The sequence below is a fragment of the Salirhabdus sp. Marseille-P4669 genome (assembly GCF_900240405.1).
In the GTDB taxonomy this organism is placed as follows: Bacteria; Bacillota; Bacilli; order Bacillales; family Alkalibacillaceae; genus OEQK01.
This window is the reverse complement of the sequence record NZ_OEQK01000009.1, coordinates 163,770-177,428: the sequence shown is the minus strand read 5'-3', so window position 1 is coordinate 177,428 and position 13,659 is coordinate 163,770. Positions and strand designations below refer to the sequence as shown.

Here is a 13,659-nt window from a genome sequence, read left to right as displayed (position 1 = left end):
CATCCAAAAGTATTATCCGGTATTAGCTCCGGTTTCCCGAAGTTATCCCAGTCTTACAGGCAGGTTGCCCACGTGTTACTCACCCGTCCGCCGCTCGTTCCACAAGCGCACGCCCCGAAGGGCGATTGCTTGCTTCCCGCGCTCGACTTGCATGTATTAGGCACGCCGCCAGCGTTCGTCCTGAGCCAGGATCAAACTCTCCAATAGATTGTTTGATTAAAGCTCATAAATAGTAAATGGTAATGTAAATTACCGAATTGACGTACTGGTTGTTTTGTTCAGTTTTCAAGGTTCAAATAACCATTAATTTTGTAATGGTGGGCCTGAGTGGACTCGAACCACCGACCTCACGCTTATCAGGCGTGCGCTCTAACCAGCTGAGCTACAGGCCCATTATATAATGGAGCGGGTGATGGGAATCGAACCCACGACATCAGCTTGGAAGGCTGAGGTTTTACCATTAAACTACACCCGCATATATGAAATTGAATGGTCGGGAAGACAGGATTCGAACCTGCGACCCCATGGTCCCAAACCATGTGCTCTACCAAGCTGAGCTACTTCCCGGACAAATGGCGCGCCCGAGAGGAGTCGAACCCCTAACCTTTTGATCCGTAGTCAAACGCTCTATCCAATTGAGCTACGGGCGCATGTTTTTTAGCGACAATAAATATCATAACACGTTTCAATAATTAACGCAAGAGTTTTTTAAAACTTTGCGATGCGGCCGAGAGGATTTGAACCTCCACGGGATAAACTCCCACTAGGCCCTCAACCTAGCGCGTCTGCCGTTCCGCCACGACCGCAAATCATTGTGGTGCGGGTGAAGGGACTCGAACCCCCACGTCGTAAGACACTAGATCCTAAGTCTAGCGCGTCTGCCAATTCCGCCACACCCGCAAAATGGTGAGCCATGCAGGATTCGAACCTGCGACCCTCTGATTAAAAGTCAGATGCTCTACCAACTGAGCTAATGGCTCAAAACGTACATTTCATATTTATCTTCTTTTCCATTTTTCTACTCATCGAAAAAGACAAAAAAATTAAGCAAACCATAACATTACATTCGGCTTGCGTTAATATAATGGCTGGGCCACCAGGATTCGAACCTGGGCATGACGAGACCAAAACCCGTTGCCTTACCGCTTGGCTATGGCCCAACAAATGGCGGTCCGGACGGGACTCGAACCCGCGACCTCCTGCGTGACAGGCAGGCATTCTAACCAACTGAACTACCGGACCTTATTGTTATTTAAATAGAATAGGAAAGCAAATGACCCGTACGGGATTCGAACCCGTGTTACCGCCGTGAAAGGGCGGTGTCTTAACCACTTGACCAACGGGCCATTATAATAATGGCGGAGAAGGAGGGATTTGAACCCTCGCGCCGCTTACGCGACCTACACCCTTAGCAGGGGCGCCTCTTCAGCCACTTGAGTACTTCTCCATCTGGCTCCACCGGTAGGATTCGAACCTACGACCGATCGGTTAACAGCCGATTGCTCTACCACTGAGCTACGGTGGAATAACAATAAAGTTACATATATTAAATTAAAAACGCGACGATAAGTATGATACAATACTTTTTATGTTTTGTCAACATCACAAAAGAATTTTTTCGAACAATTTTTTAGACTCAAAAACATCTTTTGTTCGTCGGCTTATTTAATTTACCATGCATGTACATTTTCGTCAACATTTTTTAGTGATTTTTCACAGCCATTTTATACCAGTGTTTGTAGGTTAAACACTTTTTAACTTTCCCATACATCTACCACATCGGTATCGGGTTATATTGACTCTTCTAACGCGATGGAAGATTGCTCCGCATGCACTACATTTGTACGAATACTTCCCTCTATTTTTCATAGACGGCAACGATTTACAATGTCGTGGAGAATTCGTTTGCTTTAACAACTCCCTAAAATCTGCATCCCGATGTTGATATCCCTTCCCCTCAATATGGAGATGATAATGACATAACTCATGTTTGATTATCCCAATTAATTCTTCTATCCCTAATTCGCTTAAATACTTTGGATTAATTTCAATTATTCTCCTGGAGGGAATATATCTACCACCAGTTGTTCTTAATCTATTATTAAATACCGCCTTATCTATAAACAGCTTACCAAAATGCTTTAACGATAATTCTTTTACCAAATTTAATAATTCTTCATTATTCATATGCTAACACCAGTATCTTTTTTATATACATTTTACCTATATTCTCCTTTATGAACAAGGTTCAAGAATCGTAATTACGTAAAGTTCAAGCAACTTCTATAACTCAGAATGAAAAATATAAAAACAAACCTTCCAAGAACACTAAGCTCTCGGAAGGTTTTTACTTTACTTCTATATAATACATCTAAACCATACAAGCTACCCTGCATATACTATATCATAACGAATCTTATTATTAGGAGGGGATAAAAATGCCGAACTGGTTACTTAATCAAATGGAAGCAGCTTTCCGTTCCAAAGATCTATATCAAATAAAGCTTTTAAACCAGTGTTGGTTTTTTTATCAAAAGCGATTTTTGTCTCAATAATATTAGGCTGGCGAGATCATGGTTAAAGCAATCCGTTCTCTTTTTACATCTACATCATCCACCCATACTGTAACAATGTCTCCAACTGACACTACAGATAATGGATGCTTTACGAATTGATTTGACATTTTAGATATATGCACCAACCCATCTTGCTTTACTCCAATATCGACAAATGCTCCGAAATCAACTACATTCCGCACAGTACCTTGTAACTCCATTCCTTTTTCTAAATCTTCCATAGATAGAACATCCTTTTTCAATAGCGGCTTAGCAATGTCATCTCTAGGGTCACGATTCGGTTTTTCTAATGACTCAATAATATCCTTTAATGTCGGAATTCCGAGTTCTAATTCCGTTGCCATTTCTTCTAAATGAATGTTTTGGAGACCATTGATTAATTGCTCTTTTCCTAAATCATCTGTCGAAAGGCCCAATTTCATTAACAATTCTTTCGCTTTTGGATAGCTTTCTGGATGAATAGGTGTTCCATCTAATGGTTCTTTACCATCCATTATACGCAAAAATCCAATTGCTTGTTCATATGTCTTTGCACCGAGGCGCGGGACTTTTTTCAATTGCTTTCGGTCAACTATTTTTCCATTTTCATCTCGAAACTTCACAATATTATTGGCCACTGTTTTGTTAAGTCCTGATACATATTGAAGCAAAGATGAAGATGCAGTATTCACATTTACTCCTACCTGGTTAACAACTGTTTCTACTACAAATGTTAAGGACTCACTTAATTTTTTTTGACTAACATCATGTTGATATTGTCCAACCCCAATTGACTTCGGATCTATTTTAACTAACTCACTTAGTGGATCTTGCAAACGCCGTGCAATGGAAACCGCACTTCTTTCTTCTACTTGTAGCTCTGGAAATTCTTCTCTCGCTAGCTTAGAGGCAGAGTAAACACTAGCACCCGCTTCATTTACAATAATATAAGAAACATTTAAGCTATGTTTTTGAATCATTTCCGACACGAATTGTTCCGTCTCCCTTGAAGCAGTTCCATTTCCAATTGCGATAACTTCAACAGGATAGTTTTCCATAAAGCGGAGGAATATTTTCTCCGCGCCAGCTTTATCATTTTTGGGTGCTGTTGGATACATAACATCAATTTCTTGCATTTTTCCTGTTTCATCAACTACTGCTAATTTACATCCTGTACGATACGCTGGGTCTACACCTAAAACCGTTTTCCCTTTCAATGGTGGTAGAAGCAATAAGTTCCGTAAATTCTTCGCGAACACACTTATAGCATGCTCCTCTGCCTCTTCCGTTAAAGTAGTTCGAATTTCCCGTTCAATTGATGGTTCGATTAACCGTTTATAACCATCGTGTATTGCCTCTTCTAATAAAGCGCGAATAGGCTCATTCGGGTTCTTCATCACATGGTTCGTAATGTAGCTGATGATTTTTTCCTCTGGAGCTTGAAGGGAAACTTTCAAAATTTCCTCCTTTTCTCCACGGTTCACCGCTAATACACGATGGGATGCAACCTTACGAATAGGTTCTTGATATTCGTAATACATCGTGAAAATGCCTTTTTCGTCTTTTTCCTCATCTTTCACCTTCGTTTGAAGAATCCCATGATCAAACGTTTCTTTACGTATCTTCTCTCTAAATTTAGGGTCATCCGATATCCATTCGGCAATAATATCATTGACACCTTGCAATACATCCTCCGTCGTGTGTAATTCGTTTTCGTCAGACAAATACTTCTTTGCTTCGGTATCTAAATCCATATTATCTTGAAGCCAAACAGCTTTAGCTAAAGGCTCTAAACCTTTTTCCTTCGCGATGGTAGCTCTTGTTCTACGTTTTTGCTTATACGGTCGATATAAATCCTCCACCTTTTGAAGCTTGTCCGCCGCTCCAATTTCTTGTTTGAGTTCATCGGTTAATTTCCCTTGTTCTTCAATCAAACGAATAACTTCATCTTTCCGCTTGCTTAACTGTAAACCATATTGATAATTCTCTTCTATATCTTTAATTTGAACTTCATCTAATCCACCTGTTTGCTCCTTACGATAACGAGCGATAAAAGGGACTGTATTTCCCTCATTTAATAAATGAATTACCTTTTGAATCGTATGTACCGGAATTTTAATATTCCTACTAATAGATTGGATAATTTGCATTTCCGCATTTACTTCACTCAAATCATTTCCTCCTTGCAAGCCTTCTTAACAGCATCACTGCTATGTTTTTATTTTACCAAAGTATTCTTTGAAAATCCTTTTCCATTCCAACCTGTAATCAAAAAGAAAAAAGGCCTTCTGAATGGAAGACCTTTTATTTATATTTTAACACAATTAATGTTGTATCATCTTTTTCATCGGTTTGTTTATGAATACCTTCATAATATTTAACAATATGGTCAATATTGCCAAGGTACTTCGTTTGTTTTAGTAATTCCTTATCTTTTACACCATCTGAATACATTAAAAATACTTGACCTGGTTCTATATCTCCATTTGTAATATGAAACGGATGCTTCCCCCCAGACAAGTATCCATAAGTTGGTACAGACTTCACTTGTTGTCCATTCGGGGAAATCGATACAATTCCTATATTTCCAATTGAGGTTAAAGCATACGTACTGGTATCAAGATCTATCATCAAGATACCAATAACAGCTCCCCTTTTATCCATTAGTTTGTTATTGCAATTCGCAATAATTTCTTCCATTGATGCTAGCGGATTATGCTGAACGACCTCTACTACTGCTGCAGAGGATTCTTTTGCCATTTTACCGCTCCCCAGACCATCCGCAAGTACACATATAAATTTGGAATCTTTCTCAATAGTGAAGAAGCTATCACCACAACAGAAATTACCTTGTTTCGCTTGTTGAAATACCGCTACATCAATACGTTTTTTATTGGTACTCAAAATAAAACCTCCGGACTCTCTGATTGAAGGGCATCTCTTAATTTCAATAACGCTCTTCTTTGTAGCCGTGAAACATGCATTTGTGATATTCCGAGATGTTCCCCAGTTTCTTTTTGACTCATACCTTGAAAAAATGTACAACGCAAAATTTTTCGTTCTTGCTCAGACAATAGCGGCATTAGCTTTCCTAATAGTAATTTAAAGTCAACTTGCTTATAACCTTCATCCTGCGAGCCAATGAGGTCCATAATAGTAACTTCTCCACCATTTGAATCCGCTTCTAATTTGCGATCAAACGATAAAGCATGATAGCTTTGGCCCATTTCCATAGCTTCTAGCACTTCTTCTTCAGATACCTTTAAAAAATCTGCAATGTCTTTAATGGATGGTGATGTTTGAAGTTCGTTTGTTAACTGCTCTACTGCTTTTTTAATTTTGGGGCTTAATTCTTTTATTCTACGAGGAACATGGACACTCCATGTTTTATCACGTATATACCTTTTTATTTCTCCCAATATGGTTGGGATAGCAAACGATTCAAATGTTTTACCTAGGGTTGGATCGTATCTTTTTATTGCTGCCATCAATCCGACCATGCCAACTTGTATTAAATCTTCATGGATTGTAGCATTTTTAGCATATTTTTTTGCGATAGCTTTAACGAGATCTTCATACTGAAATACAATTTGTTCTTGTAGCTTTTCGTTATTAGGGTTTCTTTTAAGGTCTAAAAACCATCTATGGACTTCATCATCTTTATTATGGTGATGTTGAGATTTGGTCGTCATTACGGCCCACCTCATTTTTGGGGAGAAACTTCGTCATTGTTACTATTACTCCACTATCATTCTGTATATCTACTTTGTCCATTAATGCCTCGATTAAATGCAACCCAAATCCACCTTCCCTAAGGTTACGGATCATTTCTTTTGGATTTGCCGTATTCATAACCGTTTTCTTCTTAGTTATATCGAAGCTTTCTCCACAATCGGCTACAACTGTCTCCAATCGATCTTCATACATGGAAAAGTTAACTAATACCTCACCCTCATGATCCTTACGATAAGCATGTTGAACCGTATTCGTTATCGCTTCTGAAATCGCAATCTTTAAATCTTCAATTGCCTCAAAATGAAATCCAAGTCTATTAGCAATCCCAGAAACAGTTAGTCGAACGATACCGACAAACTCTGGTTTTGCAGGTATTTTCATCTCTACGGAATTAAGTGGCTGTACCATTACATCCCACCTCTAATAGTACTCTCTATCTGAAACACTTCTTTTAAACCCGTAATATCAAATAAACGATATACTCTCTCTTGTAGATTACATAAAACTAGTTCACTATTATTTTCTTTCGTTGATTTCAATCCACTAATTAGGGCACCTAATCCAGTACTATCCATATAAGTAACCTTTTCTAGGTCTACCTTAATTAGCGAGCCCTCTTTTTTCGTGAGCTTTAACAGCGCCTCTTTTAAATTTGGTGCTGTATATACATCTATTTCACCTGAAAGCTTAACTTCAGGATTGTGGTCTTCATTAGAAACATGAATCGTTAAGTTCATGTTATATGAACCCCCTTTTGAAAAATCCTCTTTATTTGTTCATTCCCTCTTTGTTAATTTTCTAAACAACGAATTTTCTATTATTTGTTCCTTTTGATCACAATTAATGTAAAATCATCACACAACTCAAAATCCTGCAGTCGTTCAAAGTGCTGAAACACATTCTTTACAAGCACTTCCGGATGCAGGTCTTTATATCGCTGAAGCACTTCAATGACTTCTTCCCGTTCGATAAAATATTGACCCCTTCTACATTCTGTTACACCATCCGTAAGAAGAACGATCATATCCCCTATTTCTAATTTCCTTGTAAACCTTTCATAGTTTGCGTTTTTCTTTACACCAAGCACAATCCCTTTTGCTGTTATTTCCTCAAAGGTTCCGTCTTTTGCAGAATAGAAAAAGCCTGGCTCATGACCTGCGGAGGAATACGAAAAGTGATGAGACTTTTGATCATAAAAGCCATAAAACATTGTAATAAACATACCAGATTCGATGTTTGCCTCGACAACACGGTTTAATAATTTCAATATGGCGTCTGGTTGAACTAACGTGTCCGGAAAACTATCTAATGCATACTTAATCATCGACATACAAAGAGCCGCCGGTATACCTTTACCAATAATATCGGCTACAGCAACACCAACGTTCCCATCAGAATCTTGAATAAAATGATGATAATCCCCGTTCATAATTTTAGCCGGTACTGAAATAGCACCAACCTCCAAATCATCCAATTTCGGAATACTTGTATCCAAAAGGGTTTTCTGCATTTTCGCCGCAACATCAATTTCGGACTTCAATTCTCTTTGTCTCTCTCTTAAAACTTGAAATTCCTGATGAGCAATGCCGTAGGAAATCATTGTTTGCAATAAAAAATCTAGCGAAAGTCGCATTTCCTTAGACAAGTCAGGATATAGATTTAATAGAGATTCGATATGTAATTGCACAATCTCGTCAGGAGAGAAGTCCTTCTGTAAGGACTCTTTGCTAAACTGATCCGCTTTATAAAGCGCTTCTTCATCTTCCGTCATTATATATTGTTTGAGTAATTTTATGTATTTCTCCAAATGTAAGCGCACCCTCCCTTTCGAAAAATAACGCTACCTATATATTTTATCAAGCTATTATATTCTTATTATGTAAAAACCTATTTAACTTCGGAACCATTTGATTATTTTTACTGTAGTTCCCTTACCATATTCAGATTCTAAATCAAAAAAATCCATCAAGCGTTTCACCCCAGGTAGACCTGCTCCTAATCCCCCTGATGTGGAGTAGCCGTCCTGCATCACTTTACCGATATCTTTTATCCCCGGACCATCATCGATAGCTGTAATCTCAATCCCTTTGCGTCCCATCTCTTCTACAACATTAAAACAAATCCGCCCATTTTCAGCGTATAAGTAAACATTTCTCGCTAGCTCCGATATGGATGTAGCGATTCTTGCCTGATCCACTGAACCAAATCCTATTTGTTTTGCAATATCCCGTCCATATTGTCTAGCCCCAACTATATCCCACTCTTTTTTTATTGGTATACAGGACTCGAAGTTCATTTGTGTTATTCCTCCAATTCCTGTTTAAGTTTAATCAATCCTTGCTCTAAATTGAGCGCAGTCGGGACATTATTAAGGTGTATTCCTAACTCGATTAACGTCATTGCTACAGCAGGTTGTATACCAGTTAAAACGACTTTTGTTCCCATTAACCCAGACATGGAAACAACATCGCCTAATATTTTCGCAATATAGGAATCGACAATTTCAACAGAGGTTAAATCAATTACAACACCAGTGGAGCCGGTTTCATGGATTTTTTGTAATAAATCTTCTTGAAATTCCACTGCAGTTTGATCATCTAGTTCTACTTGAATAGATACTAGTAAATAATGATGTAACTTTAAAATAGGAATTCTCATCTAATTACCCCTTACTCAATGAATCTATTATTTGTTCTATCTCTTTCTCTTCATTTTTGATTGTTGAAATGGTACGACCTGTTAGTTGTAAAGCCGCATTAAATCCTTTACGTAAAGAGCTTTTCGTTGGGAATCTTGATAAATCGATACCTAAATTCACAATGGTTTGTGCAATTTCAGGTCGTATACCTACTAAAATACAGGTTGCTCCTACTAAACGAACAGCCTCTGCAGCTTGTATAATATGATGCGCCACCATTGTATCCACAACCGGGACACCTGTGATATCGATTAAAACAACCTCAGAGTTATGCTTCATCGTACCATCAAGTAGGTTTTCCATGATTAATTTTGCTCTTTCTGTATCAATTGTACCTATTAACGGCATAACTGTAATCCCGTCAATAACCGGAATTAGCGGAGCCGATAATTCTTGAAGTGCAATCTTCTGAAGTGCAACTGTATGTTCCCAGCTTCCTGAATATTCACTTACTAAATAGTTAATAACTGGGTCAATCCAACGATCTACACTCTCCAACACACCGGAGAAATATTCTCTGCTTGTTTCCTCTGATTTTTCCAGAATAAAATTGATTGTTATTCTACGAAAAGATTGTAGTCCATTTGTAATATAATTAAGTGGCCACCCTAGCTTTATCAACCGCTCAGAAAAATTAGCTAGTTCTGCTGTTTTCCCCTTTTTTTCAACGCTTCCAAAAATCACGTCTAGAAATTCTTTATTTGTTGTATCAAGTAGTTGATTGGTTACATCAGCAACTCTACGAATATTTTCAAGATCATTATTTAACGACAACCATTGTTCCGTAATCTCTGTACGGTTCTCCAATACAATTTGTTGTAAAACTTTATCCACCAAATTATACCTCCTAAATAAAGCAATATCTTAGAAAAACACATACTCTCTCTAATAGTACCATTTATCTGTTAATTAATCTAAAAATTGAGTCAATTAATTAAAAAGAAAAGCTACTCCAACTAGTAAGAGTAGCTTTAAAAGTCTATAAGTCCGAGACTAATTTGTAAAGCTTCATCGACTCGCTTCATTAATGTCTCATCTAGATGTGTAATTTTATCCGTAAGTCGTTGCTTATCAATTGTTCTAATTTGTTCTAGTAGGACTACGGAGTCACGTTCAAACCCATACTTTTCAGCATCAATTTCTACATGGGTTGGTAATTTCGCTTTCTGTATTTGCGCAGTAATTGCCGCAACTATACAGGTTGGGCTAAATCGATTGCCAATATCATTTTGAATGACAAGTACCGGACGAACGCCACCTTGCTCAGATCCTACAACAGGAGATAGATCTGCAAAAAAGACGTCGCCTCTTTTTACTATCAATAACTACACCCCACTCACTAAGCGTTCCAGGGTGTTTTCTGCCTCTTCTTCCGCTTGGAATGCTTCGGAGGCAATATTTAGATTAATCTTAGCCATTTCTACATAACCACGGCGCATAGACTCTCGTATATCTCGCTTTTTCTTTTCATGCAAGTACATTTTTGTTGCTTGATATATCAAGTCGTTTCGGTCGCAATCCTCACTCTTCCCCAAATTGTCTAACTCCCTTAATACGTTTTCTGGTAGCTTAATTACAATTTCTTGTGAACTCTCGGACACAACATACACCTCCACCATGCTTTACCTGACAAAAGTATAAATTCCCTTTAATCATAACACGCTGATTATTGCATTGCAAAAGCTATATTCAAGATTTCGCCTTACGGAAGAAATTGCCACTTCTTAAATAGATAATAATGAAAATAGAGTGCGCTTTAAGACATTTTTATATTTATTCCAATTCTACACATTTATGCTTCCATTTAAACAAAAACTTCTATTTTAACACGATATTTTCCACTGCAACCTGGATTTCACCACTTTTATAAATCCTTGGAACTCTTGAGGTTATCGTACACGGCACCTCATAATTAATGGTATCTAATTTATCTGCTATCTCATCCATTGTAATTTCGCTTTCCTCTTGTTTTCCAATTAACGTCACTTTAGTCCCAACAGGATAAGCGTTATCTAGTCGTACCATAAATTGATCCATACAAATACGACCAACGATTGGCATTCTCTTGTCATTCACTAATACTTCGGCGCCTTGTAATTTCCGAATCCAACCGTCTGCATAGCCTAAAGGAACGGTACCAATCCACATATCTGTATCAGCTTGAAAGGTTCGTCCATAGCTAATGTATTCGCCTGTTCTCACCTTTTTTACATGTACAAGTCGACTATGTAATGAAAAAGCAGGTTCTAGTTGAAATGGCTCTTCCTTTTTCACAACGCTAGAAGGATAAAGGCCATACATACTTATTCCGTAGCGCACTCCATCGAAAACTTGACTCGGAAACCGCATACCAGCTGCACTATTATCAGCATGTATAAATGTATTTCCCTTTACTTCATCTCTAAAAACTTCTACCAGCTTGTGAAACTGGTGTTGTTGCTCCTTATAATACGCAATATCTTCTTCATCCGCAGTTGCATAATGGGTAAACATACCTCCTACATGAAAGTAGTTCGAATCTAAAGATGCAAGTACATCCCTTAATTCCTCTACACTTTTCACTCCAATTCGACCCATCCCTGTATCTGCTTTTATATGTACGGATAATTTATTACTATTTAAATACGTCATCGCGTCCCGAATCCAATCACTTTGGAAAACAGTTAAAGTAATGTCGTTTTTGGCTGCAATATCAGCCACATCTGGACGTACCCAACCAAGAACTAGGATAGGCGCTTTTATTCCAGCGTGTCTAAGCTTTAGCGCCTCATCTAATAGTGCGACCGCTAATCCATCTACACCTTCTTCTAAGGCAGCCTTGGCAACTTGTATGTCACCATGCCCATATGCATTTGCTTTAACAACTGCGATAATCTTTTTGCCTTCTGTTAAGTGTTCACGTAGCTTCCGAATATTTTGTTTTATTGCAGTTAATTGTATTTCCACCCATGAGTCTCGATAAAACTGCTGCATCAAAGTACTGTGCCCCTCTCCTACTACGTTTGAATACATCTTCCGCGTAATGTATTCCATTTTGTCATTACCTAAGACATTTTTAGAACCTCTTCAATAGAAAGAACATCACTATACTTTTCGTAGTGTATTCGTTAAAACTGACCGACATGTTTCTGCTTTTTTTGACCAAGGTGCTTCCGCTTTTCATTGGCTAGCTGCAGCGCCGAGACCAAGGCGCTTCCGCTTTTCTTTGGCTAGCTGCACGCCGAGACCAAGGCGCTTCCGCTTTTCTTTGGCTAGCTGCACGCCGAGACCAAGGCGCTTCCGCTTTTCTTTTAGTATACACCAAAAAGCAGACTCTAAAGTCGTTAGAGTCTGCTTCTATTAAAAAAATATGTTATTTCATTTCTTTTCCATTTACGGAGCTTGCTACTTGGATCATTTCTTCTTTTGTTAGTTCTTCACTTGCTAAATAAAATCTCATGTTGTTTTGATGCCATTCAACGGTTTTATCTGTCATGGCACTTACTGTGAAGCCTAGGTTTACTGGATCTCCTTGTACAGCTACTGGTTCTGTTAGGCTTGTTGGAAAGGTATTATACTTTTCTTCTACTAGAGTAAAACTCTTGTCCCCACCAAAAGTAAGAATAACCCTTGTACCATTTTCCGTTTGAACTTCCTCTTTTTCCATTAACGATGTACCTTCTGGTAGCTCTGTTGGATATAGAACTGTTAAATCTTCATCTTCCATACCTGCCATAGCTGGTACTTCTGCAATACTACTCGTTAAGTTTTTTTGCGTATCGAAGTCGTCTTTCGCAAATTCTGGATCAAATTCAAATGAGGAAAAGTTAATTTCCACAAGAGCATTATAATCCTTGTCGTATACCGTAACCATTACTGGCTTTAGTGTCTTTTTATCAAATGTTACATCTTGATATGGTAGGTTTTTATTGCTTTGATAATTGGTCTTTGTCGTAAATACGTAGTGCTTTTCCGTTTCTTTGTATTTGCCTTCCGTATCCTTTAATACATCATTAATTAAAGATGCATATAGATATGGTTGACTCGTATTGTTTGGCCACTCACTCTGGAATTTAAAGCTTTTGTTTAAGGCTGGCGTTAGTACAAATACACCTTCACTGTTCCGTAAAATGATTTGATTCCCTTTTTCGCTATTCGGATTATTTAGTTTGACACGATAAAAATCATCCTTCTTATGCCAAACATCAATTTCGTAATTTTGAACTTCTTCCCCAGTTTTTAAAGTCATCTTTGCTTGTGCTTTATATCCGCTCATTTCATCAACTTTTGTTCCAAGAGATTCTAAAACATCCTCTTTCGACTTTTCCCCACACGCAGCAATAAAAACGATCATAAGAAGACTCAAGCACCAAAGCAAATGTTTTTTCTTCATGTTCACAACTCCTTTGTCTCATTTCAAATAGAAAAGCGTATGCTCATAACGCTCATGCTAAATATTTCATTTCATTACTTTCCTATCTCTGGACAAAGAGATTGACGGCACGTCCAAAATGAAAATGTATGAAAGCAACATTTTTTAGTAGGAAATCGTTCTCCTCATTGCATTTACCTTCCCTCCCCCATATTACTATGATTTTCCCTATCAACTTGGGTCGATAATAAAAAAGCAAGTTGATAATCATACACTTTCATCATTTCAAAACGGATGCTCGTCTTTCCCTCCTACCCGCT

Annotated in this window: 15 protein-coding genes, 12 tRNA genes and 1 rRNA gene; 1 reads left to right on the top strand and 27 read right to left on the bottom strand. The window is 38.0% G+C overall.

The window, feature by feature from the left end:
- From C1A05_RS16700 to C1A05_RS16635, 14 genes are all read right to left on the bottom strand, one after another.
- A 16S ribosomal RNA gene (locus tag C1A05_RS16700) occupies window positions 1–207 on the bottom strand; the annotation flags it as partial.
- A gap of 108 nt (window positions 208–315) precedes the next feature.
- A tRNA-Ile gene (locus C1A05_RS16695) sits at window positions 316–392 on the bottom strand.
- A gap of 9 nt (window positions 393–401) precedes the next feature.
- Window positions 402–475: transfer RNA gene (locus C1A05_RS16690), tRNA-Gly, on the bottom strand.
- Window positions 476–490: 15 nt separating this feature from the next.
- Window positions 491–567, bottom strand: a tRNA-Pro gene (locus C1A05_RS16685).
- Between the two features lie 6 nt (window positions 568–573).
- Window positions 574–650: transfer RNA gene (locus C1A05_RS16680), tRNA-Arg, on the bottom strand.
- A gap of 72 nt (window positions 651–722) precedes the next feature.
- Window positions 723–806, bottom strand: a tRNA-Leu gene (locus C1A05_RS16675).
- A 9-nt stretch (window positions 807–815) separates the two neighbouring features.
- A tRNA-Leu gene (locus tag C1A05_RS16670) sits at window positions 816–900 on the bottom strand.
- 4 nt (window positions 901–904) lie between these two features.
- A tRNA-Lys gene (locus C1A05_RS16665) sits at window positions 905–980 on the bottom strand.
- A gap of 105 nt (window positions 981–1,085) precedes the next feature.
- Window positions 1,086–1,160, bottom strand: a tRNA-Gln gene (locus tag C1A05_RS16660).
- Window positions 1,161–1,165: 5 nt separating this feature from the next.
- A tRNA-Asp gene (locus tag C1A05_RS16655) sits at window positions 1,166–1,242 on the bottom strand.
- 32 nt (window positions 1,243–1,274) lie between these two features.
- A tRNA-Glu gene (locus C1A05_RS16650) sits at window positions 1,275–1,346 on the bottom strand.
- Between the two features lie 10 nt (window positions 1,347–1,356).
- Window positions 1,357–1,447 (bottom strand) — tRNA-Ser (locus C1A05_RS16645).
- Between the two features lie 3 nt (window positions 1,448–1,450).
- A tRNA-Asn gene (locus tag C1A05_RS16640) sits at window positions 1,451–1,525 on the bottom strand.
- A 218-nt stretch (window positions 1,526–1,743) separates the two neighbouring features.
- Window positions 1,744–2,187, bottom strand: coding sequence for a SprT family protein (locus tag C1A05_RS16635; RefSeq protein WP_102029367.1), 444 nt, complete (start codon window positions 2,185–2,187; stop codon window positions 1,744–1,746).
- A gap of 251 nt (window positions 2,188–2,438) precedes the next feature.
- Here C1A05_RS16635 and cmpA point away from each other — a divergent pair, with 251 nt between their 5' ends.
- A complete protein-coding gene (gene cmpA, locus C1A05_RS16630) occupies window positions 2,439–2,555 on the top strand; it encodes a cortex morphogenetic protein CmpA (RefSeq protein WP_102029366.1) in 117 nt (38 codons plus the stop codon).
- Window positions 2,556–2,557: 2 nt separating this feature from the next.
- On the opposite strand, the gene C1A05_RS16625 is transcribed toward cmpA, so the two are convergent.
- The 13 genes from C1A05_RS16625 to C1A05_RS16565 all read right to left on the bottom strand — a co-directional run bounded on the left by C1A05_RS16625 (window position 2,558) and on the right by C1A05_RS16565 (window position 13,360).
- Complete coding sequence (locus tag C1A05_RS16625) at window positions 2,558–4,705, bottom strand: Tex family protein (RefSeq protein ID WP_102029377.1); 2,148 nt, start codon at window positions 4,703–4,705, stop codon at window positions 2,558–2,560.
- A 154-nt stretch (window positions 4,706–4,859) separates the two neighbouring features.
- Window positions 4,860–5,459: a SpoIIE family protein phosphatase gene (locus C1A05_RS16620; protein WP_102029365.1), complete on the bottom strand. Its 600-nt coding sequence runs from the start codon at window positions 5,457–5,459 to the stop codon at window positions 4,860–4,862.
- Window positions 5,456–6,247, bottom strand: a complete 792-nt coding sequence (sigB, locus tag C1A05_RS16615; protein WP_102029364.1) for an RNA polymerase sigma factor SigB — start codon at window positions 6,245–6,247, stop codon at window positions 5,456–5,458. The genes C1A05_RS16620 and sigB overlap by 4 nt, the downstream gene beginning before the upstream one ends.
- Window positions 6,219–6,698 carry an anti-sigma B factor RsbW gene (gene rsbW, locus C1A05_RS16610; RefSeq protein ID WP_102029363.1) on the bottom strand — a complete coding sequence of 160 codons (480 nt, stop codon included), beginning with the start codon at window positions 6,696–6,698 and terminating at the stop codon, window positions 6,219–6,221. The genes sigB and rsbW overlap by 29 nt, the downstream gene beginning before the upstream one ends.
- Window positions 6,698–7,027, bottom strand: a complete 330-nt coding sequence (locus tag C1A05_RS16605) for an STAS domain-containing protein (protein WP_102029362.1) — start codon at window positions 7,025–7,027, stop codon at window positions 6,698–6,700. Before C1A05_RS16605 ends, rsbW begins: the two co-directional genes overlap by 1 nt.
- 80 nt (window positions 7,028–7,107) lie before the next feature.
- Window positions 7,108–8,097 carry a PP2C family protein-serine/threonine phosphatase gene (locus C1A05_RS16600; protein ID WP_255398325.1) on the bottom strand — a complete coding sequence of 330 codons (990 nt, stop codon included), beginning with the start codon at window positions 8,095–8,097 and terminating at the stop codon, window positions 7,108–7,110.
- Between the two features lie 84 nt (window positions 8,098–8,181).
- Window positions 8,182–8,586, bottom strand: coding sequence for an anti-sigma regulatory factor (locus tag C1A05_RS16595; protein ID WP_102029361.1), 405 nt, complete (start codon window positions 8,584–8,586; stop codon window positions 8,182–8,184).
- Between the two features lie 5 nt (window positions 8,587–8,591).
- Entirely contained in the window at window positions 8,592–8,948 is a 357-nt protein-coding gene (locus tag C1A05_RS16590; protein WP_102029360.1) for an STAS domain-containing protein, read from the bottom strand.
- 4 nt (window positions 8,949–8,952) lie between these two features.
- A complete protein-coding gene (locus C1A05_RS16585) occupies window positions 8,953–9,822 on the bottom strand; it encodes an STAS domain-containing protein (RefSeq protein ID WP_102029375.1) in 870 nt (289 codons plus the stop codon).
- A gap of 137 nt (window positions 9,823–9,959) precedes the next feature.
- A complete protein-coding gene (locus tag C1A05_RS16580; RefSeq protein ID WP_102029359.1) occupies window positions 9,960–10,310 on the bottom strand; it encodes a type II toxin-antitoxin system PemK/MazF family toxin in 351 nt (116 codons plus the stop codon).
- Between the two features lie 3 nt (window positions 10,311–10,313).
- Window positions 10,314–10,589, bottom strand: coding sequence for an antitoxin endoai (locus tag C1A05_RS16575; RefSeq protein ID WP_102029358.1), 276 nt, complete (start codon window positions 10,587–10,589; stop codon window positions 10,314–10,316).
- Window positions 10,590–10,806: 217 nt separating this feature from the next.
- On the bottom strand, window positions 10,807–11,961 hold the full coding sequence (alr, locus tag C1A05_RS16570) for an alanine racemase (RefSeq protein WP_102029374.1): 1,155 nt from the start codon (window positions 11,959–11,961) through the stop codon (window positions 10,807–10,809).
- A 379-nt stretch (window positions 11,962–12,340) separates the two neighbouring features.
- Window positions 12,341–13,360, bottom strand: coding sequence for a LolA family protein (locus C1A05_RS16565; RefSeq protein WP_102029357.1), 1,020 nt, complete (start codon window positions 13,358–13,360; stop codon window positions 12,341–12,343).
- Window positions 13,361–13,659: the final 299 nt, after the last annotated feature.